Below are 23,937 nucleotides of genomic sequence, written 5' to 3'. Positions count from 1 at the left end.
CTCCTCACTGTTCAATGACCGTTGGACGGCCGAAAGCGTTCATTCCGCTTAAGGAATCCCACAGCATAACGGCGATGGAACCCTTGTTGTTTTCCAGGGTGTAGTCAATGGAAAGCTCATAGCCGCCGGTGACCGGAACAACCAGAACGTTAGTCTTCACGTCCTCCACGCCGCCGTTTTCCCCGTATTTCACAACGACGACTGTCGCCGTCAGGATATCGTCGGACACATTCTTCAGCGTTGTCTTTAAGGTGACCGTGTCTCCAGCCTTTGCCTGGGATAGTCCGGAAAGTTTCTCTGCGCCCTTGTAGGCCGCGAACCGGCCGAATACCAGAGGTTCCTTGGTTGTACCCTTCAGTCCGACGCTGTCCACAGAGAACTCTGCAGCCTGGCCGCGGGGTACAAAGAACATCACCCGTGCGGTGACCGCGCCCTCCGGCACCGTGAATGTTTCCTTTTTCAGAATCCATTTATTCAGGCTTGCATCGTTGCCGGAAAAACTCTGGAAGCTGTTTCCGCTTAACAGATTCAGCTTGGTGCTGTCCACATATTTTTTGCTCTGGGTGTCATACAGTTTTCCGTCCGCGTCGAAAAATTTCACCGCGTAGCCCAAACTGTTTGCCGTGCGGAACTGGAAGCTCAAGTCAAGAGGCATGTTTGCCGATACCTCAACCGCGTCGCTCCAGACGTACACTTCCTTTTCCTTGTTGGTCTTTTTGATCTGCAGCACCTTTGCGCCTGCCTGTGCGCCCGCGTCCGCCGCGATGGCAAAACTGCAGTCGGTGTCATTGTTGGAGGAGATTGCGTTTCCGTTTTTGTCGGTGACGCCGTTCCATCCTCCGTCCGCCTCAAAGCCCGGATTGCTGACAATCAGATCCGCCGTATAGGAACCTGTCTTGATTTTCAAAATGTCCCCGTCGGGCAGGAGCAGGTTTTCGTTTTTCCCTGCCGTCACCTTGAAGGAGGCGGCGGACGCATTTCCATTTACGTCGGTTGCCGTCACCTCAACCGTCTCCGTGCCCAATGTTTTGGGACGGTAAGTCAGCACGGTGCCGTTTAAGGATCCCTTGCCGGCCTTGTAAGTCATTGCGTCCCCGTCCGGATCGGTAAACACGTTTGCAATATCCACCGTAACGGTCTCGCCGATCTTGATGTTCTTGTCGGCAATCGGGTTTGCGATCACCGGAGAAGCGTTGGTGGAGTATCCCATTTTTACATTGTCTATCTGTGCTGTAAATGTCCAGTAAGGAGAGCTCATGAAACCAACCTTCACAAGAACCGTTCCCGCCGGAGCGGTCACTTTGGTGCTGAAGCTGTTCCATTTGCCTTTCAGTGTATTGTCCAGATCGTTATAGTTAAAGATACCGTTGGTGTGCTCCCAGTCGGTGTTTTCCACTGCTGTCCATTGGTTGCCGTTCCACACCTTACCGTCTTTATCATAGAAATTCACAAAGTAGGATGCGGCGCGGGTGGTGTTATAGTCGAAGGAGAAGGTGTATTCCACCGCTTCGTCCTTGTTTTTCTCCGCAGCCGCGAAGGGAGCGGAGGCAACCTGTAAGCCATAACCCAAAGCGTTTACATTCAGCGTATCGTTCAGAACCAGCCCCTGAGAGGCTCCGTCTTTTCCTGCCGACGCGTTGAGTTCATAGTAATGGGTGTCGCTCAGATTCATCTTGCCCATCGGGTTCCAGCCCGGGAACTCGTGGTTTTTCACCGGAGTGCCGCGCTCAAATTTCGGGTTGGGCACATTCAGATACCGCATCAGAGGTGTTCCCTCCGGCGTCTCGTCGGGAACCGCTTTCACCGTGACGTTGAAGCTCACCTCGGTCTCATCCTGTCCGTCGGAAGCGAAGATGGAAATCTTCTGGCTGTTCATTCCGTCCGGCGCAAAGCTGAATTCATTTTCGGAGGAGATGGTTCCCACATTTGCGCGGAAAGTCATATCGTCCGAATCGGCGTCGGTAAACAGGCTGCCCAGGTTCAGATAGATTTTTTCATCCGCCCAGATTTCCCTGTCGCCCGTGTCACCCGTGTAGACCGGCGGATGATTGACAGCGCCGGCGTTGGGAGTTCCAGTGACTCTGACGCCTGTCGAAACGTTATTTCTGGAATCTACCGTTTTCAGAATAAAGGTATACTGGACGCCGTTTGTCAAGCCTGTGACGCTATGCTGGCAGACGCCGGAGGCGACTTTATATTCGCCGACCAAATCATCCGCCCAGACCTCCAGCTGAATGTTTTCAAAATCCTTGTCGGTGGGATCCTTCCATTTCAGGAGAACGGAGCTGTTCTTTTCCTGAACCTGCAGTTCGGTGACCTCTCCCGCCGGCGTGGTGTCCTCCGCATACCAAACCCGCACGTCCTCCACATAGTAGTCGTTGGCATAGTTCGGAGAACTTAACATGACAACCTTGATTTCAGTGGTGCCTGCCGGGGCAAGCAGTGTTGTGGAAAAGTGTTCCCACTGGTTTTGGATATACGGAACGGGGTAACCCCAGCTCTTGTAGGTTGCAGTATCCGCCGCGATATATTCGCTGTACGCGTCGGTGATGGTTTTCCATCCGGATCCGTTCCAGACCTGGCCATCCTTGTTGTAGAAGTTCAGACCCCATCCGCCGTAGTTGGAAGACTTATAGTCAAATTCCAGCGTGTACTCGATTTTATATTGCTCGTTGCCTGCCGGCACGGGGAAAGAATCCGAGATCAGCTGGATGCCGTTTCCGGTTACGTTGCCGGTTAAGGCATCGTACAGGTGCAGCGCCCGGCTGCCGTCCTGGGCGGCTCCCTCTTTCATTTCATAGTAGAGATCGCTGTCGCTCAGTTTCATTGTCCCGATGGGATTCCATCCGGGAATCGTCTGATTTTTTCCGGTGTTGCCCCGCTCAAATTTGGGGTTAGGCACGTTCAGATAGATCTTTTCGCCCTCGTTTTCCGGCCGCTCGTCGATCACCGGAATTTTTTCAAATTCCGCGTTCACTGTCACTGCCTCCTCCGGCATGGAGAAGGTGTAGGTGAGCTGTTCAGAGCTGACCGCCTCGTTCAGGGAAACCGGTGCGCCGCTGTCCCCTGTGACGGTCAGAGCGCTTAAACGGTATTTGGAAGCCGGTGTCACCGTCAGGGTAACGGTTACGTCTTTTGCAGCCATGCTGACATCGGAGGTCACACTTCCGTTTGTCATGGCGCCTGATTTGACCGCATATTTGGTGACGGGTGTGGTCCCCTTGTGGGATACTCTTACGTCGTCATACATACAGGTCTGTACCGATCCCGCCGGGGAGAACAGAAATACTCTGGCGGTTGCCGCACCCTCCGGCGCGGTGAAGCTGTCGGAGAAATCCACCCATCTCCCCTTCATGGAAGCGTCGCCGAATTCCACCACATACAGGTTCTGCGCATTTTTCGGCGGATAGACCTGGCTGACGCCGGAACCGTCGATTAAGTTGGCTTTGGTGGCGTCCACAAAGGAACTGGTTTTCACATCGTACACCTGTCCGGCCTCGTTGAAGAAGCGGAAACCATAGGACATGCGGTAGGAGGTAAAATATTTGAAGTTCAGGTCATACTCTTTTCCCGCCGTCACATTGATGGGATCGGACCAGAAGTAGTCCCCCTTGTCTCTGGGACTGGGATTGTTCAAGGTCCGCAGCATGAATTTGCCCTCCGGCGCCGCAAAAGAGCCGGGCTTGGAAAAGTCGGTCAGATCCACATGATCGGACAGGCTGTAGGTGACCGTCGGGTCTGCCGGGAAGTCAACCGCATTGCCATCCTTATCGGTCACCTTGCTCCAGCCGGGGATATCAAAGTCCGCTTCAAAATCTCCGTTGGGAACTGTGATCTCTTTATCGGTATCATAGGTGATCTTCACATTGTCATAAATCGCGTTGTACACACCCTGATGGATCGGGTTTCTGTCGGTGAAGAATACCACCCGCACATAGTCGGGTCCATAGGTCGTGCCCAGTGTACGCTCGGTGTATTTGAAGAGACGGTTCACCTTGCTCCATTCGTTGGTGACAAAGCCGTCCATGGAAGCGATCGCATTGGGGTCATTCCAGCCATAGTAGCAGCCGCCGGAGCTGACCAGACCGTCCACTCTGTCCAGAGGTGCTTTCAGATAGTATTTCCAGCTTCCGCCGGTCCGTTCGCCGGTGGAAGCATTATAGCTGCTGCCCTTTAAAATGATATCGTCCGCAGTGCCGACCTGATTATCCGGTCCCTTGCTGCAGAATGCCAGAGAATGGTAAACCCTTGTTCCCGCGTTTGCCATATAGTCAAACTGCAGATTCAGATCCTTGCCCTTCGCCTCCTCAGGAATGACGATCGGATCGGTGTAAGCAGTCAGCCAGGTACTCTTGGAATTGTTGGTGGAAGCAAAGCGCAGTGCGCGCCCGGTTTCCGTTTGGGTCTGATTGGTGATGTTTGCGTATAAGTCGGTGTTGTTCAGCGGCTCTTCCTTCCAAGCGCCGTCGTTGGTGAAGGCTTCAAAGTTCCAGCCCGGTACGGAAAGAGGCATTTCCTCAAATCCGCTGTTGCGGACGGTCAAATCCGCCGGTTCATCTCCGCCGCCTTCGGCGCCCTCATAGCTCTCCGTGATTTTTATGTTATCGTACATCAAAGTCTGTTTGAAAATTTCGGGCGCGTAGAGGAACACCCGCGCGGTGACCGCCCCCGCCGGAGCAGTGAAATCATCCTCGCAGACGGCCCACTGGTTTTTCATGGACGCGTCGCCCAGTTCAAAGTGGTACAGATTGCGTTCCTGCGTGCCGGGATAAACCTGTCCGGCGCCGGATCCGTCAATCAAGTTCGCCTTGGTAGCGTCCACGAAAGACTTGGTTTTCACGTCGTAAACCTGACCTGCCCCGTTGAAGAAGCGGAAGCCGTAGGACAGCCGGTAAGTGCTGTAAAATTGAAATTGAAGTTTATAATCCCTGCCCGCCGTCACATTCACCGGATCCGACCAGAAGTAATCGCCGGCCGTCCCCACGTTGGTGAAGGTGCGCATCATGAATTTTCCTTCCGGCGCCGCGAAGGAGCCGGGTTTTGTGAAATCTGTGGTATCCACATGGTCGGACACACTATAGGTAACCGCCGGATCCGCCGGATAGTCCACCACACCGTCGGTGCCAGTGACCTTGCTCCAGCCGGGAATGTCAAAGTCCGCTTCAAAATCCCCGTTGGTGACGGACAGCTCGCCGCCGTCATAGGCTACCTTCACATTGTCATAAACCGCATTGTACACGCCGCGGTGCACCGTGTTCCGGTCTGTGAAGAACACCACCCGGACATAGTCGGGTGCCACCGTCTGGGAGGCATCGTAAGGATCCACCCTTTCCGCATACTGAAAGGTTCGGTCAACAGACGCCCAGCTGTTTTCCTGGAAACCGTCCAAGGAAGCGATCGGATCGCTGCTGTCCCAGCCGAAATAGCATCCGCCTGAATTGGTCAGCCCGTCAATCCGGTCCAGGTCTGTCTTTAAATATTTTTTCCAGCTTCCGCCTGTCCGCTCGCCGGTGGCCGCGTTCAGGCTGCTGCTTTTTAACACATAGTCGTCCTCATTGCCTGCAATACCGTCCTTACCGGTGCTGCAGAAAGCCAGAGAGTGGTAAACCCGCGTCCCCGCGTTTGCCAAGTAGTCGAATTTCAGGTTCAAATCCTTTCCCTTTGCCTCCTCCGGAATAGCGATGGGATCGGAATAAGCCGTAAACCAAGTGCTCTTGGAAGAATTGGTGGATGTAAAACGCAGCGCACGGTTGTTTCCCGCGGTTCCGTTTGTCTGGTTGGTAATATTTGCATATAAATCTACGCTGTTCATGGGCTCCTCTTTCCATGTGCCGTCGTTGGTCATGGCATGGAAGTTCCAGCCCGGTACAGAAAGAGGCATCTCCTCAAATCCGGCATTGCTCAATGGGATATCATTGGTCACCACGGAAGCGGCGGCGGGAAGAACCGGTACCCCGCCGAAGGAAGCAGCCGTAATCGATACCGCTGTGGCTATCCCTAAGATTTTTTTCAGCATAACACTCCTCCTAATATTTCAATTTCTTTTTAAAATCCGTTGGGGTAAATCCCCGCACCCTTTTATAAAGCCGGTAAAAGGATCCCTGGTCGAAAAACCCAACTTTGTATGCAACCTCATTGATACTCAAATCCTTGGTGATCATCAGCTTTTCCGCTTCGGAAACCCGGACGGAATCAATGTACTGTTTAAAGTTCTGACCCATCACCTTCTTGAATACCTTGGAAAAATAATGATAACTCAAATTGCACATCTGCGCCATCTGCTCTACGCTCAGCTCCTCGTTGTAATGCTTGTCAATGAAGCTGATGGCCTTCTCGATATGCTTCTTGCCTGAAATATCCTCCGGGCTGTCCTCGTATTCCACTTCCTCCTCCCGCAGGAGATAAGTGATAATCTGGTAAAACCAGCCCTTGATGGAGAGCTCATTCCCCGTCTTGTTTTCCAGGTACTCCCGGTGGATATTTTCAATATAGCTTCGGAGCATTCCGTCCCCGTGACGGTCCCCGATCACCTTGTACCCCTGTTCTATGGTGAACATATCCAGAAAGGAGCTTATGTATTTGCGCTCCACCGTGCTGTTGAAAGGAACCTCAATGAACTGGGGCGCAAAAAACATGACGAAAATCAGGCTTCCCTTATCCTTGGAAAAGGTGGAATGAACCGAGTTCCCTCCGATGCAGATCAGCTCGTTTTCATGGATAATCTCGGTCTTGTCATCCACCGTCACCATGAAGGAACCTTTCATACAGAAAATCATCTCCACATGCTCGTGAAAATGCGGCGGAGAGTATATCCGGTCCTCCACCTGCCCTTCTCCCCAGAAGCCCATACGAAACGGGAACAGTGGATTGGGGTTCAATAATTCCTCTTTTTGAATGTCCATTCTTCCGCCTCCTTTGCATTTTGTAGGGGCGGATATCATCCGCCCGGACAGCACAGCGCATTGTTCTCTGTTCCTTCTTCTCTGCGCCCCGTGCGGCAGGAGCAAGCCCCTGCCCTACACTGGATTTTCCAGTATTCTCATCGTAGGGGAGGGGCTTCCATCCCCTCCCGCCGTAGGGGCGAACTGCGTTCGCCTGCCTTTTCGTACATAACACAATGTGCCGTCTTGTACTTTGTTCTCTGTGCTTTATTTCAGCTCGTTATCATACTGGTAAACGCGGATATTGTCATAGTAAGCCTTGGTCGTCCACAGGTTGGAACAGCTGCACAGAACCCTTGCGATAATCGCGTTATCCGGCACCTTGGTAGTAATTTCAATCTCCTGCCAGCTGCCCACGCCGCTCTGCACATGAACCGGTTCCTCGTAAATCACATTCATTCTGGAATCATAGAATTTGACCAGGAAGCTGGTTCTTCCCTCGGCGATAAACAAATCGGTTTTCGCGGTGAACTTCTTGCCGGGCGTCACCTCCACCGGATAGCTTTCCAGCGCCATACCGATGCTCTCGGAGCTGTCCTCGATATACAGGGACTGCTTGCCTTGGTTCGCCTTGCGGTCGGTGACCTCGTACCAGGTTTCCTTGGTCACGTCGTAAATGTTCTTCCACTTGGGTACCTCGTCGCCCAGACCGCCCATCTCAAAGCTTGGGTTCTGTATGGGAAGCAGGTATTTTGCAATCTTCTGTTCTTCCTTTTCCTTCTCCTCCCGCTTGATGCGATCCTGTTCCATTTTATAATCGTATGCGATGTAGGATTTGAAATAGCGGTTCAGGTTTGCAGCCAAGTTATCGTCAATGCCGGAAACACCGTTTCCCGTGACAATCAGACCGGAGTCATTCCAGTACACTTCTCTGCCCAGCCCCTGTTCACACAGTGCCCGCAGAGGAAGCATTGTCCTGTCGTCTATCGTCTGTGCCGGCACATCCAGCGCAATGGCTTTTCCGTCCACCGTCATCTCCGTGCTGCCGATTTTCATTGCGATGTTCTTTCCCTCTATCTGAATGGTGACGGTCTGGGTTTCCTCCTCCCATCCAACGGTTCCACCCATGTTCTCGGAGATAAACCGTACAGGAACCAGCGTTCTTCCGTCCACAACCTCCGGGGCAACACTGCTGTTTTCCGGGTCGATCCGTTTCGGCGTGCCGTTTGCAACCGCCATGGAACTTCCCACTTTCAGGGTCACCGCCTTTTTCAGCAGTTCGTCCACCGCCGGGCGTTCCGCGTCGGGAATCGGATCCTTGACCGCGGTAATTTTAATCAGCTGGGAGCCGTCAGCGGTGTACACGTTGTCATCCTTGTCCAGCGCCAGCAGCTCGCCGCTTAACCCGCTGTACTCTTTTAAATTGATATATTCCAGCGTATCAATGTCAACCACATGAATGCCCTCGCCCGACACATACAGTGTGCCGTCGGATGCAAACCGCAGGAAGATGGGCCTCCAGTACTGCCCGCTGCCCCACTGGAAGGGCTTTAAGAGAACTTCCTTCTTAATTTCCAGCGTGTCCGGATCCAAAGCGAAGAGATAGCTTCGCACCGCGCCCCAGATAAGACCGTCCGGTCCAAGCTCCAGATCGCCGATCTGCACTTTGCCGGAAGGCACTTTATCCTTCGGGAAGTTGGGCGTAAATTCTTTGATCACCTGTTTTTTCTCCACGTCAAACACAAACATGGTTGCCTCCTTGGCGACCGGGTCAATCCCCAGACCGGGAGTGATACAGGTGGAACCGTATATCTTGCCGTCCTTGTAAGCCAGACCGACGATGCTGTGATCTTTCACCACATTGCGGTACACTTCCTTTGTATTTGTCGCCTCGTCATAGATGGTCAGCGCTCCGCCCAGCTTCCCGTAATTGGGAATGGTGCCGAAGAATACCTTTCCATCCGCCGTCATCACATTATAAGGACGGTCCTGATCCTCTCCGATGGTGAAAACCTTCTTTGCGGCAGGAACTTCGCCCTGCTTTGGATTCCCCATCCGGTATACGTGTCCGCCGGGATAAACCCCGAAATACATGTAGTTTTCATTGCCGCACATGTTCTCCGCCTGCCCCAGCGCGAAGGGAGTCAGCGCGTTGGTTTCCGGGTCGTAGACAGAACCCTTGGCCGCCACGTACCCGCTCATAAATATCTTATTGAAATCCGTATTGGAGGTAATGTTATGTATCTGCACGCCGGAGCCGCTCAGCTGCGCCTCGTCCATATTGCGGAACTTGCGTGCTTCCAGGTTGAACAGGAAAGGCACCCCGCTGTAAGTGATGGTCACAAGCGTCTTTCCCGTGTAACCCTCCTCCTTCAAGTCCATCCATCCGGAACCTCTCTGACTCAGATTGAATTTCATGTCTGTCTGATTGAGCTTCCCTGTCTCCAGGTCAAATTCCTGAAGATAGCCGCCGGCTGAGAAGTAGGTCTTTCCATTGTACTCCGGCGAAACAAAATAGGCCATGGATTTGAGGGCGTAATCTTCACAAAACTGTTTTTTCTCACAGTCATAGATCAGCATAACGGGATCGGTACCTTCTACACGGTTAGCATAAATAAACAGATACTTGCCCACCGTAGTCATCTCATACAGATCCGAAAAAGTGGTGTAACCCTCCCTCTGGGGAATCTCCACCTTTTCGGATTTTCCCGTCTTGGCGTCAATCCGGTACAATTCCCCGCCGTTGCCAAAGGTTCCCGCATACAGGCTTCCATTGTAATAACCCAGACTGCGGATATATTTGTTGTCCGCTTTGGGCGGATCGTAGGCGGAAAAAGTCTTGGTCTCAATATCGTATTTGATCACGGTACCCATAGGAAAAACGCCAACATACACATTCCCCTTCTCATCCACGTTCAAATCATAGCAGGCGGTCTGCCCCATGATAGAGCCCAGGTTTTCCAACTCCTTGGTCTCCGGGGAATAGCGGAATAAAAACGCTTTGTCCTGAGAGGCCATATAGACATTGCCGTTCTGATCCACCGCGTGAGTCCAGACGCTGCTGCAGCCGGTCAGCTTGAAGGTCCTCTCCAGCTTTTTGGTATCCATATTAAATACGTTAAAAACCGCAGGCGTTCCGGCCGAGGTCGTATACAGCATGTTGTATCCGTCCTCCATACCCGTCACGCAGTGGTTGGTCTGCACCTGCTCAATGGGGGTTCCCAGTGAGTAAGCCTCCATAAATTTCTTGCTGTTGAGCTTCTCGGATTTGAATTTTCCCACGTCGTCTGCCATCCCTTTCGTCCAAAATACCGGCACCGTGCAGAGTGCCGCCAAAAGCACCGCTGTCACGCGACGGAACTGTTTTTTCATAACCACATCATCTCCTTTTTTGATTCCGGATTTATTTTAAGTGCGGAGAAGAAACCTTCCTCTTCCAAAAATTGAGCATTTTTTGTCCTTTTCTTCACATTTTATTATACTTCAATTATATATAAATTTTCAGAAATCTCAATAGATTAATCTAATTTTACCCACCTCAGAAGGATGGCAAATTATGCCTAATACAGAGAGGAAATCGAAACCGGCTTTCCGCCCTGCTTCCGGGACATCTCAGCGGCAAAAGCCATCAGATGACTGTGCAGGGAATCGTTGATGTTGGTGGACATGGAGGAAAGCTTATCCATATCGGTATGCATCATTTCCTCCACCAGCATGTGGTCGCCGCCTCCGTGACCGTTCAATGCGTCATACTCATCGTTTATCACAATGGTTTCCGTCTCCTTCCCGAAGGGAGTCACATGGATTTTTCCGCTGACCATATCTGCGGTCAGCTCCCCGCCGGTGCACATCACTTTGATTTCCCGGTTTACCTGGCTGGTAAAACCGCACATGGTCAGGGAGGCCGTCACGCCGTCCTCAAAATCCATATTGACAATCTGATGATCCACCACATCGTTGTCACAGGCAAAAACGCATCTTCCGTACGGTCCCTCTTCCAGCGCCCTGCGGATTCCATCCTCGGTCAGATCCAGGGAGAGCACGTTGACCGGCCAGGATTGATTGACCCGCACGCCGGTGACCGGGGAGCCGATATAGATTTTCTCCGCGTCGAACGGGCATTCCCCTTTGATTCTGCAGCTGCCGTCCAGGCATCGTTTCCCGGCACCCTCAGGCGCGCTTTTTTCGTTGAAGTATTTCAGAGAGCCAAAGGAGGAAACCGCCCGGCACTTCTTTCCCGCCAGCCAGTAAAGAATATCCAGGTCATGGCAGCATTTCGCCAGAATCATCGGCGAGCTTTCGCTCTCCTTTCTCCAGTTTCCTCTTATGTAGCTGTGGGCGTAATGCCAGTAGCCCACGTTTTCGCACTGGTGCAGATCCACCACGCTGCCGATTCTGCCGCTTTCCAGAACCTCCTTGATTTTCGCGTAGAAGGGGGTGTAGCGCAGAACGTGGCAGACCACCACCGCGCGGCCCGTCTGGTTCGCTTTTTCGGTGATTGCGCGGCAATCCTCCAGGCTGATTGCCATCGGCTTTTCCAGCAGAAGGTCATACCCCTTTTCCAGTGCCATAATCGCATGCTTCTTATGCTGCCCGTCCTGGGTACAGATAAAGGCAAAGTCCGACATTTTATCCTGCCGGAAAAATTCCTCCGCACTGGGAAAACGCCGCTCCTCCGGAATGCCGTATTCCTCGCCGTAATCCGCAAGCACGTCCGGCCGAAGCTCCGCCACCGCTGTGATTTTCATCTCATCGGGATGCTGCTTGGCATAGGGCGAATAAGTATACCGCCCTCTGGAGCCGGCCCCAATCAATGATACTGTTTTTGTCATTTTGCTTCTTTCTCCTTGTCTTTGAAGAGCGAATTTTGCTCAATAAGAGAACAAAAATTGCTAAATTCCTCTTTTTGGTTATTTTTTCATGTCATGCCCCTGATTTTTCTAAAACACCAATTTCAGCTTAAAATCAAGGGCTAAAAAAACAGATTTTGTTCTATTTTCAATTTCAGTATAGCACGCTTTCCCATAAACCATTAATAGATTTTTGTTCAGAATTGAGCATTTTTTGTTCATTTTTTTGTTTTTCAAAAAGTGCATGACCGCAGGATGGCATTTCTCCGCTGTTTCCAATCGTCCTCTGCCCTGCGTAGGGGTCGATGCCCACATCGACCCGCCCAGTATACCGTCTACCGTAGGGGCGGATTCCATATCCGCCCGTCATTCAGAGTTTCTTCTCTATTTGTCATTCTGAACGAAGGGAAGAATCCCAAAGCCGGCTTGCCAAGGTTTTACGCTGGGAGTTTCCTCGATTCCTCGGAATGACAGGTGGATGGCAATTTCCCGACGTCGACCTCCGCAAAAAAGCGGTGTTCATCAATCGATGAACACCGCTTTTTTTAAAGACAACGATCCTTATATTTTTCTGCCATCTTCAAAAATAACATTTTGTGCTAAATTACCACGTTTTCACTTTGCTGGAATCTATACTTGTTTTCCCGTTTCCCTGTCGGTAAAGATGACATCATAATCATAATTTAAGACTTCCGCTATTTTCTTCAAATCTTTCTCTGAAAAGTTATCCCGTTTCATTTTATCACTCATTGTTGACAGGCTCTTATTCAATTTTTTCGACAAATCGGTAAGAGTCATTTCCCGTTCAATCAAAAGTATTTTTATTTTTTTTGCCGCAGACAAGTAATCCCCTCCTTTTTTTGTAATTATACGACTTTTTCCGAAGATAGTCAAATAATAAACGAACATTCTTTCCGACAAAGCGGATTTTTGTATTGACATTTTACGTTAATAGCCTTATAATATACGTTAATAAACGAATTTATTTCTATTATTAACGTATATTATAAGGAGGTAAACTTTTTATGAACAACGAGCCTTATATTTTTCTGCCATCTTCAAAAATAAAATTCCCTTCAAAAGTTACATCGCATGCCTTTGCAATGCCCTGTAAATCCTTTTCTGTTAAATTATCCCGTTTCAGCTTTGCACCAATATTTTGTGCTGTTGTTTCCGGTTCCATTTTTCCTGCCAAATCTGCAATTGTCATTTCTTTTGCAGCAAGTAACATCTTTACTTTGATTGCCATTCCCATAATCATCAGACTCCTTTTGTATTATTGTAAACTATATCATTTAGAAAATCAAATCCAAAATTCAAAAACAAACGAATAAGTTTATTATATAAATAAATTAATTTCAAATATAAAATAATAAATTTAGAAAAGAGGTTTTTTCTATGAACAAAAATTTTGATCCGGAGAGTTCCGAATCACTGACGAAAAGAAATAAGCAAACCATCCGTTTTTTGGAATGGATCCGCCGGTATCCCGGCTGGTGGTACTTAATTTGCACCCCCGGCGACGAACACATGGACATTGGGATGATGAAATCACTTATGGAACGTCTCTCGAAAGAAGGCTTTTATGAAATGATTTTTGTTTTGCTGACGGTACACCGAAATGCCGGCTTTATGGACAGCGTATTCAAGACCATGCTTCTTGAATTGATATTGGCTGGCTGGAAAGGGGAAGCCTTCCAAAAAGAGCAATGGATACGGAACCTGACCAATCTGTTCGCATAATGAAAAATTCCGCACAAAAAGCGGACTGTATATTTTTCTGCCCTGTCCTTTGTTCTCCGTCAGAGATTCCAAGTGCCTCGGAATGACGTCTTTTCCATTATTTCCAACCACCGCCATCCGATGTAGGGGAGGGGCTTGCTCCGCCCGCACCCTCATCACACGCAGTGCATTTCTATCCCTTTTTCTTCTCACATCTCCTGCCTGTAATGAAGAGGACTCTTCCCCAGCAGCTTTTTAAACATTTTGCTGAAGTAGGAGGTGTCGGAAAAACCGGTCTGCTCGGCAATCTCATTGACCGTCAGGGTGGTGTGCTCCAAAAGCTCTATGGCCCGGTCAATGCGCAGCTTGTTGATGTATTTCACAGGGGTTGTCATATAGATTCCCTTGAACACTCTCGTGAAATGGGTGGGGGTGATTCCGCACATTTTGGCCAGCTCCTCCACATTGATATACTCCTTGTCATAATTCCGGTCAATAAACTGCATAGCCGCCTGAATGGTGTTGTAAGAATGCAGCATATTTCCCTGTATCATCTGCTCCATAAGCATGTTTCTCAAAATATCATAAAGCAGCATCTTCGTTTTGAGCTTATATCCAAAACTGCGGTATAACCATACGTTTAAGATGTCGTCAAACATCTGCATAAATTTTTCGGGTGATTTAAGGGTATAGAGATAGCTAAAGGGATAACTGTTCCGATCGCTTTGTGCAAAGTCAAAGAGGATGGTGGTGTGGCAGAAGGGGACGGAAAGGCTGGAGGACTGATACCTCGCGTTTTTGGGAATATACAGAAGATCATGCTTTTTGACGTGCATGGTCTGGCCGTCGATGGAGGCGGTGAAATCCCCCTCCCCGATAAAGACAAGCCGGTGGTAGGACTCGAAGGTGGAGGTGTGCTTCCATGCGCAAGTCATCCGCTGGATATAGATACAGTTGATATCCCGGATGGTAATGTCGGATTCCGCATATTCCGTTAAATTGACCTTACTCATCTCTTTGTGCTCCTTGTACAATTTTTCGTTTTCATGATAGCAAAATATATTGAAATTGTCAAATCTCCGCGCAAAAGAAAAAAATCTGAAAATGTCGGAAATATACATAAAATATGAAACATACACCATTTACAACCGATCGGGGGAATATTATAATGAAACTGTAAAGGAAAAGAAAGGGAGCCCCCGTCTTTCGGGCGGCGGGTTTTCCCTGCTGTTCCGCCGGAAAACGGGCGTTTTTTTGCGGAATGGATTGGACACTGTGCGGGCATACCGTCGAAAAGGCCGAAGAGCAGGAAGCTGTTTGGATTTTTTCAACCTATATCCGCAAATCTTACTGTTTTTTCATTGAAAAGAAAGGGGAGTCAATATGAAAAAAAACACTGGAAAAAGAATCCTGTGTTTTCTGTTGATTTTCACCATGTTCTGCCTGCAGGGAATGGCAGCAGAGGTAGAAAAGCCTGTTTTTGAGGTAACTACCCGAAACATTGTGATTTCCGGAAAGCTCACAGAGGCAAAACCTTATGCGAATGTCACACTGGAAGTGTACCGGCCGGACTTCTCGCCGGGCAGCATCGATCCGTCCAGTCCGGATTTCGTGCAGCAGATGAAAGAAGCTCTTTTTTATCTGGAGCAGAAAAACGCCGACCGGGAAGGAAATTTCTGCTTCACGCTGGATATGACGGATTCCGCTGTCGGGGAGTATCCGGTGCGGATTTCCGCCGACGGAGCGGCGGCTCCCTATGAAACCACTGTTTTTTATGCCACTTTGGAGCACAAAACGGAATTTCTCAAGAATATTGCAGAAGCCCAGACTGCCGGTGAAGTGCAGCAGCTTCTCTCTTTGACGGATGAGAACTGCACCGTCGCCAAGCTGTTTCAGCTGACGGATCCCCTCTATTTTTCAGCGGATCCGGTCAAGACAGCGGAACTCTTTTTTCAGCTGAATCAAAAGAATCCCATCCACACGGAGGATCCTGCGGAATTTACCGAACGTCTTCTTCTGTGCTCTGTGCTGCAAAACCTGAATCAAGGCACCGTATTTGATTTGATGCAGTATCAGGCACTGTTTGAACCAAAGGAATCCTTTGTCACTACATATAAAACCAAGCTCACAGTGCAAACCCGCAGTTCCTTTACCGCCCTGTTTCAGGGCAAAGACCTGCAAAGCGCGAAGGACCTTCAGCAGGTCTTCCAGGAAACCGTTTTTCTGAGCCTGGTAAATCGCATTCAGAACTGGTCGGATATCCTTTATGCCATCGAACACCACGGCGAGGATATGGCGCTGGACATGGCAGCCTATCAGCGGTATTCCAAAAAGGATACCCTCGCGGTGGAACTGGCGAAAAAGAGTCCTTTCTCCTCGGTAAGCGACTTTGGGGAGGCTCTTTCCAAGCTGGCTTCCAAGCCTGTTCCGACACCGACGCCCCGTCCGTCCGGCGGAGGTGGTGGTGGTGGCGGCATTGTGTCCTCCGGCGGGCAGACTCTGCCCCCCATCCCGTCTGACACCTTCTCCCCTCAGCCAACCGCACAGCCCTCCGCCCCCCTGTTTGACGATCTTGCGTCCGTCCCGTGGGCGAAGGAGAGCATTGAAGCGCTGGCGGAAAAAGGAGTTCTCTCCGGTACCGGACCGAAAACCTTTGAGCCGGAACGGGAAATTCTGCGGGAGGAATTTGTGAAAATGCTGGTTTCCGCCTTCGGCATTGAGACCGCGGACGCGCCCTCCAGCTTTACCGACGTGCCTGCCGGCAGCTGGTTTTCCCCTTACGCGGCGGCAGCACAGAAGGCCGGACTGATTCAGGGCTACCCGGACGAGCGGCTGGGTGCGGGGGAAAGGCTAACCCGGGAAGAGATGATGACCCTCGCCTACCGGACGGCAAACTACAAAGGCATCTCCCTGCCGGACAAGGCAGAGGAGCTGTTTTCGGATGACAATGAAATCGCCGGCTTCGCCAAAGAGGCGGTCTATGCGATGAAAAACGCCGGCATCGTCAGCGGTATGGAGGATGGAAGCTTTGCTCCCAAACAGCCCTGCACCCGGGCGCAGGCCGCAAAAATACTGTATGGACTGATCACACAGGGAGGTGGGCAATGATGTTAAAAAAACTGACCGCGGTTCTTCTCGTCCTGTTTGGGGTTCTCACCCTGCCCGCATTCTCCGCGGAGGAGGAATTCCCAGAAAATCCGGTTCAGCCGGAGGCCGAGGAAGCCATCTCGTTTTTAAACGCCCTTGATTTGATTGACTTCTCCATAAGCGACGGAGCAAAGCCAATCAGCCGGGCAGAATTTATCACCGCCGTCTACCGGATGAACGGCTTTCCAGAGCCGGAGGGTGTCTGGAGCGGGCAGCCCTGCTTTTCCGACGTGCCGCCGGAGGCCTCCTGCGCCATTCCGGTTTACACGGCAAAGAGCATGAATCTAATCTCCGGTTTCTCCGACGGAACCTTCCGTCCGGAGGAAAGCATTACCGCCGCGGAGGCGATGACGGTGCTCATCCGTCTTTTGGGATACGGATACCGGGCGGAAGCGCTGGGCGGCTATCCCGCCGGCTATTATGCCGCTGCTTCCGACCTCCGCCTGCTGCGCAATTACAGGGGAAGCTACCGGGAACCCCTTCTCCGCGCGGAGGCGGCAATCCTGTTTTTCAACGCGCTTCATATCGATCTGACGGTGCAGACCTCCGTGCAGGGGGACGGCATCGGCATGGAGGTCAAAAAAGGAGTCACCCTGCTGACGCAGAATTTCCGGATTCACACGGTGCAGGGAGTTGTCGACGGTGTGGATATCACCAATCTGCGCGGGGACAACACCACGCCTCCCCGCCGGATTTCCGTCGCGGGTGTTCTGATCTCCGCCGGGGATCTCCCGGTTTATGACAATCTGGGCTACTTTGTAGACGCTTACTATAAAGAAACGGAGGACGGCGGAAGCAAACAGCTTGTGTACCTCTCCAAAAAAGCAAACAAAAATCAGGAAACCATCTTAAAAGCGGAGGACGTCACCTCCATTGAAAACGGAACGGTGAAGGCGGAAGACGAAAGGGGCAAAACCGTCTCCTGCCGCTATGAAAGCTTTGCCGCAATCCTCTACAACGGCACCGCCACCACCGCCGCTTTCAACACGGAACTTTTACAGGATAAAACCGGAACTCTGAAACTGCTGGACAACAACGGCGACAACACTGCGGATATCGTCTTTATCGACGTCTATGAAAACTATGTCGTCGGAAAGAAGGACAGCTCCGCCTGGAAAATCTATGACTACTACGACAGCAGCAAGCAGCTCACACTGGATACAAAAGCGGATGAGCCCTATGTGCTGCTCTATGATGAAAAGGGGGAGGAAACCTCCTTCGGCAAAATCGGCGATATGGCGGTTCTCTCGGTCTCCGCATCTCTTCCGGACGCGCCCCAGACTCTGATAAAAGCCTATCTGTCCAATCAGAAGGTCACCGGTGTTCTGCAGACCATCACCGAGGACACCAATGCCTGTTTCGTGAACGTGGACGGCAAAGAGATTGCGCTTACCCCCCTGTGCCTCCGCCTTGCGCGCAAAGAGCTTCAGCTCGGAACGGCGGTGGAAATCGGTCTGGATAAGGACGGACAAGGCGCCTATGTGAAACCGGCTCCCTCCGACCGGGAACAGTTCGGATATCTGATGGCGCTGCAGCAGGAAGAGGGGTTGGACGAGGGAATCCGGGTTAAACTGATGGACGCCCGGGGAAATTTCGGCGTGTATGATCTTTCCGACCGGCTGAAAATCGATGACGTGGCTTATAAAAACTATCCGGACAGCATCAAAACCGTACTCAACCGCTCTGCCAAAGCCATCTCGGGGGATATACCCGCCGGCTGCGTTGCACAGGCTGTGCGCTATACCCTGGACGCCAACGGTGCCATCGACTATATCGACACCGTTTTCAACACGCCGGACGGCATCCTTGGCACCCCCGCCAATCTCTCGGGAAAAAACAAGCTGTTTATGGTTCCCTATGAAAACCTGAATTTTAAAATCAACGCCCGCTCCCTGGGCGGAAAAATCCTGATCCCCAAAACGGCAACGGTGTTCCGGCTTCCTCTTCCCAATGATCTCACGGTGGATTGCATGGACGAGGAGCTCTACGAGATCGCCAACGGCTCCTATTTCGGGGATAACAATAATTACACCGGCGTCGCCTACTATTCCAGGGACGACATCGCCGGCGCGGAGCTCATCACCATCAAAAACGACGGAAAAGGCAGCTGGGGCTCCACCGAGACCCCCTTCTCCTTCTTTATAAAGTCGGTGAAAGCCATCGACAGCGAGGGCGACGCCCTCACCAAAGTCTATTTCAGCCAGTACGGCAAGGAGCGCACCCTCTTCTGCAAGGAGGACATCACCTTCACCGCGTCCAACGCGCAGGTATTCAAGCCGGAGGATATGCGGTGCGGCGACATGTTCCGCTATATGGAGGGAATGTCCGGTTATCTCACCGCCTTCAACCTGATCTACCGGCCGGAGGACGATACCTTCTACTCCACCTTCGGCACCGACGTCTACGATGCGCAGCGCCTGGTAAAAGGGTATGTCTACGGCGCCTATGCGGACGGCTTTAAATTCAAGGTCACCGACAACCCCGCCGATCTGGCCCAGATGGACGGGATGGAGGTCGTCCGATCCGGCAGCTTCCCCGTCATGATTTACGACAGCTCCGCCGCTGGCGAGGCAAAACGGCTCAAACAGGGCTCTCTGGATGACCTGATCGGCTTTGACCGCGCCGGAAGCGCCTGCTCCCGGATTGTAATCCAGCAGCGCTACTGCGAACCCATCAGTCTTTATATTGTCAGATAGGAGGATGCATATGAAAAAAATATTACGTCCGATCGCCCTGAGTCTCTGTCTCTGTCTCGCCGTTCCGGTAAGCGGGATGGCATGGGCTACCAAAAATGAAGATGTGATCGGCGGAAGCGGACAAAGCGGAGCCCAGTCTGGCAGCGACCTGTTTTACGACGATTTCTCAGCCGACAAGGAGGGCGGCGTTCCGCAGGGATACCAGCTTTCCCTGAACGACTGCCAGATCACGGTGGAAGAGACGGATGTGGGAAACGGGCAGAAGAAAAACTGCATGCTTCTGTATGACACCCGGAACGAGGGTTCCACAGATTTTGCAGGTCCCAAGGCCGTCCGCTATTTCGAGAAACAGAGCTCCGCCTTCGCCGTGGAATTTCGTTTTAAAACCGTGAAGACCAAAACGGATATCGCTCCGATCAATATTGAAATCAAGATGGACAACGACACCGCCTATTCCATCACGACTCCATCGGACACCGGAATATTAAGCTTCAACAACGGTTCCCCGAAGCCCATCGCGGGCAATCAGAAGCTGCCATTCGACACCTGGTTCACCGTGCGCACCGTCTTTGACATGGAAGCGCAGAAGGTGGATCTGCTGATCCAGTCGGACTACCTAAAAAATTACGAGGGCACCCTCCCCTCAAATATCGATTTTGACAAAAAACTGGGAAGAATCATCCTGACCAACCAAACGCCGCGGGAAACCTTTTCGGGGACAGCGGTCAACAATATCGCAGTCTCCATGAGCCGCTGGGAGGGAAAAAACTATTTCGACTACATCAAGGTGGAAAAGGATGCGCCCCGTCTGAAATCCAATGCCTCCGGACCGGCAATGAAGCCGCCCGTGGTGGAAAATCCGGCGGCAATCCCGTCCGGCAGATACCGGAACCTGTACTATGACGGACAATACTACTTCTGGAACGATCGTCTGCTCAGCATGGAAAGCCGAACTCTCATCTCCCTTGCGCCGTTCGCAGAGCTGCTGAACTTTGAGTACACCCTGGAGGACGGAAGCATCCGCATTGCCAAGGGGGAAAAGATGCTTGTCATGACCGTCGGCAAAACCGAAGCCTCCGTAAACGGCAGTCCCGCCGCCATGGACGCTGCGGCTTTTCAAAAGAGCGGCGTGCTCTATGTTCCGCTCCGTTTCGTTGCGGAAAATCTGGGCTATGCCGTCGGCTGGCGGGAGGAAACCCAAACCATAACCATCGAGGAGGTGCAGCAGCCATGAAAAAATGTTCTATCCTGCTTGCGGCCGTCATCCTTCTGCAAACCCTCTGCACGGCTGCCCCGGTCCTGGCCGCGGAACAGCCCTGGCCGACCGAATACAATCTCCAGGGAAAAGAAATGCCCTTCCGTCCGGAGGACAAATATGTGACCGAGCAGAACCCGCCGGATTTTTCCTGGCCCTCTGTCAGCTATGCCGACAGCTACGACCTGAAAGTCTGCCGGGATAAGGATCTCACGGATACCGCCTATGAAAAGAGCGGAATCACCGACAATTTCTATAACTTCGACCAGCCCTTTGCAATCGGAACCTACTACTGGAGCGTGCGGTTCCGCTCCGCGTCCGGCAACTCGGTCTGGACGCCCGCCCGCCGCTTCCGCATCGACCCGGACGCATCGGAATTCCCGGTTCCGCCCCTTGCTAAGCTGCTGGAAAAGATTCCGGAAAGCCATCCGCGCATCTTCACCACCAAGGAAGGGCTTTCGGATTTCCGCGCCCCTCTTGCCCAAGCTGAGGGCAGCTCCTATCTCGCCAAAATCACGCAGGAAGTGCGGGAGGCCATGGCACTCCCCCTTCCCTCCGAACCCAAGGCGGAGGATTACGCCAACAGCGACGACCTGTTCTACAAACTGCGGCTGGATCATCTGACCAAAACCACCCATCCCATGCTGAAAAGCGGACTGATTTACCTGCTGACCGGCGACAAGGAGATCGGACGCTTCGGAGTGGATTTGCTGACGGCCATGTCCAAATGGGATCCCAACGGTCCCACCTCCTACACCAGTCAGGATCAGGTGCACCGCGAGATCGCCTATATGGGAGCCGTCGCCTATGACTGGCTCTGCGATCTGATGACGCAGGAGGAAAAGGACACGGTGCTCTCCATGATCAAAACCCGCACCAAAACCATGGCGGATCATCTGATTGACGCAGAGGTTTCCATCAAGGAGCGCCCCTACGAATCCCACGGCTGGACGGCCTTCGGCTATATTCTGATCATCTCCCTTGCAACCTATCATGATCTGCCGGAGGCAGAACAGTGGATGGAGTTTGTGCTCCCCACCTTTCTGAACGTGCTGCCGCCCTGGAGCAATGAGGACGGCGGCTGGTCCCAGGGAACCTACTACTATACCGCCAGCACCAGTCAGAATCAACTGCTGTATGACATTCTGAAAAACGCCGGCATCATTGACATCGGACAGAAAGCGTGGATGCGCAACGAACTCTGGTTCCCCCTGTACACCTATCCGGCGGGTTCGGTGGGCACCTTCGGGGATTCCAGCTATTCCGCCCAGGGAAAAGCGCTTATCTATGCATACAGCCGTATGGCCGGACGGTACCAATCCGGCCTCCCGAAATGGGCGCTGGAGGAGATCGGAGACATCTCCATGGTGGAAACCTTCAACGACGGCAACCTGCCCGTCCTGCAATATCTAAACATTTTGGACGGCTATCAGAACATAGAAGCCGAAATGCCTCTTACCCTGCCCTCCGCCAAACGGTTCAAGGACATCGGCTGGGCGGCCATGCACTCGGATTTGACGGATCAGAACCGGATTTCCCTGTTTTTTAAATCCAGTCCCTTCGGCTCCTTTAACCATTCCCACGCGGATCAGAACACCTTCGTGATTCAGGCCTTCGGCGAGCGGCTCGCTATCGACAGCGGCTACTACGCTTACGGGACCGACTGGGAGAACAAATATGTGCGCCAGACCTTCGCTCATAACGGAATCACCTTAAACGGCGGGAAGGGACAGACCATCAACTCCTTCCTGGCAAAGGGAAGCCTGGATGAGTTTGTCACCCATCCGGATTTCGATATGGTGAAGGGGGATGCCAGCCAGGCTTACGAGAACCTGCTGAAAAAAGCCGACCGCTATATCCTCTATGTCCGTCCCGACACCTTCATTGTCATCGACGATCTGGAGTCGGCCAATGAAAAGGGCGCCAATTACGAGTGGTGGCTCAACGGCATGTCCGGAACCATCAGCGTGTACGAAAACGGCACGGGCGCAAGGCTCACAAAAGGCGCCGCCGCGCTGGACGCGCAGATCCAGTACCCGGAAAAAGTCAACTATCAGTACAGCAATATCTTTTCCGGCGCGGATCTGGCGGAGGTCGCAAGACCGGCCGCCTACCAAAACTCGGACACCCATCAAAGAATCTGGTTTGAGACGGAGAAGCTTCCCAAAACCAAGATGGTGACAACCCTGGATGTGCACCGCTCCTCCGAGAATCCGCAGTACATCGCCTCGGTTTCCCACGGCGATTACATCGAGCTGTCCTTCGAGAACGGAACCAAGGCCTATGTGAAAACCACCGACGCGGAAACGGTGGATACCGGAAGCATTCAATTCCGGGGAGCCGCTGTTCTGGTCAATGACGCTTCGGTGATGCTGGTTTCCGGCACTTATCTGAAAGCGGGAGAAACCGTTCTGGTGGACGCGGACAAAAACCTCTCCGCGGCAATGGGGCGTGGGCTTGTCAACCTGTCCGCTCCGGACGACACCACGGTCACTCTGGGCTATGCCGGCTGTGACAGCCTTCTGGACAGCAAAGGAAGAACACTGAACGAAAAAACAGGCGTGCGCTCTCTGGAGATAGCCGAAAGCACCGTTTCCCTCTCGCTGGACAAAGGGGATTACAACCTTTGCGTGAACGGCACCAAGGCGGAACCGGAGCTTCTCTCCAAAGAAATTTCGGTCACCATAAACGAAAGCACCGCTTCGGTATCCTGCAAGGGTTCTGCCGATCCGGCGGGAAACACCGTCCTTCACGGCAGAGCAGGCAACCCGGCGGGAATGTACCAGATTGTGGATCTCTCCCCCGGCATGAATCTTGCAAACGCCGAAAAAAATGAGATCAAATATCTCCCCGCAAACGCGCGGTTTGCCGCCTACAATGACGATAATCCCAATATCGTGCTCAAAACAGTGGATTTCCCGCTCTATGAAGCGGAAAAGATAGACGACCACGAAGCGCTGAAAAAATCCTGCACCGTCTTTCTGGAGGCGGAGGATTTTGCCTCCAAGGAGGGCGCTTCCGCGAAATACGATACCCGCGCCTTCCTGTCAGGCGGCGCAGGCCTGACCCAGCTGGATTCCACCAACGATTCCGCCGCCTATGAATTTGAAATTCCGGAATCCGGAACCTACCGCATGGTCTTGAAGCATGTGGCGTGGAACGAGGGAACTCAGCGTCAGTTCATCCTGGGCACTTACACCGGCATGTTTACCTGCCCCCTGACAGACGGCTGGGGCTCCGTGCCGGAACAGTGGAAAGGGATGGAGGTAAAAAACGATTTTTATCTGGAAGCCGGTAAGCACAAATTGACTCTGCGCGGTCTGAATTATAACTGGAATGTAGACTGGATCGGCTTTGTGAAAAAATAAAGGAAAGGAGCAGAAAAC

The 23,937-nt window shown here is 52.0% G+C and carries 12 protein-coding genes; 5 read left to right on the top strand and 7 right to left on the bottom strand.

The window, feature by feature from the left end:
* Positions 1-4 precede the first annotated feature (4 nt).
* From KQI32_RS04395 to KQI32_RS04370, 6 genes are all read right to left on the bottom strand, one after another.
* Positions 5-6,016 (bottom strand): Ig-like domain-containing protein, encoded by a 6,012-nt coding sequence (locus KQI32_RS04395; RefSeq protein ID WP_216424125.1) that lies wholly within the window; start codon positions 6,014-6,016, stop codon positions 5-7.
* 10 nt (positions 6,017-6,026) lie between these two features.
* The gene (locus KQI32_RS04390) at positions 6,027-6,902 is read right to left on the bottom strand and encodes a helix-turn-helix domain-containing protein (protein ID WP_216424124.1); all 876 of its coding nucleotides are present in this window, start codon (positions 6,900-6,902) and stop codon (positions 6,027-6,029) included.
* A gap of 246 nt (positions 6,903-7,148) precedes the next feature.
* Positions 7,149-10,253 carry a copper amine oxidase N-terminal domain-containing protein gene (locus KQI32_RS04385; RefSeq protein ID WP_216424123.1) on the bottom strand — a complete coding sequence of 1,035 codons (3,105 nt, stop codon included), beginning with the start codon at positions 10,251-10,253 and terminating at the stop codon, positions 7,149-7,151.
* A gap of 188 nt (positions 10,254-10,441) precedes the next feature.
* Positions 10,442-11,713: a Gfo/Idh/MocA family protein gene (locus KQI32_RS04380; protein WP_177691637.1), complete on the bottom strand. Its 1,272-nt coding sequence runs from the start codon at positions 11,711-11,713 to the stop codon at positions 10,442-10,444.
* Positions 11,714-12,361: 648 nt separating this feature from the next.
* Complete coding sequence (locus KQI32_RS04375; RefSeq protein ID WP_216424122.1) at positions 12,362-12,574, bottom strand: helix-turn-helix transcriptional regulator; 213 nt, start codon at positions 12,572-12,574, stop codon at positions 12,362-12,364.
* A 196-nt stretch (positions 12,575-12,770) separates the two neighbouring features.
* Positions 12,771-12,986, bottom strand: a complete 216-nt coding sequence (locus tag KQI32_RS04370; protein WP_216424121.1) for a transcriptional regulator — start codon at positions 12,984-12,986, stop codon at positions 12,771-12,773.
* A 143-nt stretch (positions 12,987-13,129) separates the two neighbouring features.
* On the opposite strand from KQI32_RS04370, the gene KQI32_RS04365 reads away from it, so the two are divergent.
* Positions 13,130-13,474, top strand: coding sequence for a hypothetical protein (locus tag KQI32_RS04365; protein WP_216424120.1), 345 nt, complete (start codon positions 13,130-13,132; stop codon positions 13,472-13,474).
* A gap of 188 nt (positions 13,475-13,662) precedes the next feature.
* On the opposite strand, the gene KQI32_RS04360 is transcribed toward KQI32_RS04365, so the two are convergent.
* The gene (locus tag KQI32_RS04360) at positions 13,663-14,466 is read right to left on the bottom strand and encodes an AraC family transcriptional regulator (RefSeq protein WP_216424119.1); all 804 of its coding nucleotides are present in this window, start codon (positions 14,464-14,466) and stop codon (positions 13,663-13,665) included.
* Positions 14,467-14,836: 370 nt separating this feature from the next.
* On the opposite strand from KQI32_RS04360, the gene KQI32_RS04355 reads away from it, so the two are divergent.
* From KQI32_RS04355 to KQI32_RS04340, 4 genes are read left to right on the top strand one after another with little or no spacing between them, the layout of a single operon-like run.
* Complete coding sequence (locus KQI32_RS04355; RefSeq protein ID WP_216424118.1) at positions 14,837-16,561, top strand: S-layer homology domain-containing protein; 1,725 nt, start codon at positions 14,837-14,839, stop codon at positions 16,559-16,561.
* A complete protein-coding gene (locus tag KQI32_RS04350) occupies positions 16,558-19,296 on the top strand; it encodes an S-layer homology domain-containing protein (RefSeq protein WP_216424117.1) in 2,739 nt (912 codons plus the stop codon). The genes KQI32_RS04355 and KQI32_RS04350 overlap by 4 nt, the downstream gene beginning before the upstream one ends.
* 10 nt (positions 19,297-19,306) lie before the next feature.
* Positions 19,307-20,530 carry a copper amine oxidase N-terminal domain-containing protein gene (locus tag KQI32_RS04345; protein WP_216424116.1) on the top strand — a complete coding sequence of 408 codons (1,224 nt, stop codon included), beginning with the start codon at positions 19,307-19,309 and terminating at the stop codon, positions 20,528-20,530.
* Complete coding sequence (locus KQI32_RS04340) at positions 20,527-23,919, top strand: DUF4962 domain-containing protein (protein WP_216424115.1); 3,393 nt, start codon at positions 20,527-20,529, stop codon at positions 23,917-23,919. Before KQI32_RS04345 ends, KQI32_RS04340 begins: the two co-directional genes overlap by 4 nt.
* Positions 23,920-23,937: the final 18 nt, after the last annotated feature.

It is taken from the genome of Acetivibrio sp. MSJd-27 (assembly GCF_018918095.1).
GTDB lineage: Bacteria > Bacillota > Clostridia > UMGS1840 > HGM11507 > HGM11507.
This window is presented reverse-complemented; position numbering and strand designations above follow the sequence as displayed.

Bases quoted from the DNA above. Each gene is read 5' to 3' on its own strand.
- KQI32_RS04365 (WP_216424120.1), top strand. From the start codon at position 13,130: ATGAACAAAAATTTTGATCCGGAGAGTTCCGAATCACTGACGAAAAGA.
- KQI32_RS04385 (WP_216424123.1), bottom strand. From the start codon at position 10,253: ATGAAAAAACAGTTCCGTCGCGTGACAGCGGTGCTTTTGGCGGCACTC.
- KQI32_RS04360 (WP_216424119.1), bottom strand. From the start codon at position 14,466: ATGAGTAAGGTCAATTTAACGGAATATGCGGAATCCGACATTACCATC.
- KQI32_RS04390 (WP_216424124.1), bottom strand. From the start codon at position 6,902: ATGGACATTCAAAAAGAGGAATTATTGAACCCCAATCCACTGTTCCCG.
- KQI32_RS04380 (WP_177691637.1), bottom strand. From the start codon at position 11,713: ATGACAAAAACAGTATCATTGATTGGGGCCGGCTCCAGAGGGCGGTAT.
- KQI32_RS04340 (WP_216424115.1), top strand. From the start codon at position 20,527: ATGAAAAAATGTTCTATCCTGCTTGCGGCCGTCATCCTTCTGCAAACC.
- KQI32_RS04370 (WP_216424121.1), bottom strand. From the start codon at position 12,986: ATGGGAATGGCAATCAAAGTAAAGATGTTACTTGCTGCAAAAGAAATG.
- KQI32_RS04355 (WP_216424118.1), top strand. From the start codon at position 14,837: ATGAAAAAAAACACTGGAAAAAGAATCCTGTGTTTTCTGTTGATTTTC.
- KQI32_RS04350 (WP_216424117.1), top strand. From the start codon at position 16,558: ATGATGTTAAAAAAACTGACCGCGGTTCTTCTCGTCCTGTTTGGGGTT.
- KQI32_RS04395 (WP_216424125.1), bottom strand. From the start codon at position 6,016: ATGCTGAAAAAAATCTTAGGGATAGCCACAGCGGTATCGATTACGGCT.
- KQI32_RS04345 (WP_216424116.1), top strand. From the start codon at position 19,307: ATGAAAAAAATATTACGTCCGATCGCCCTGAGTCTCTGTCTCTGTCTC.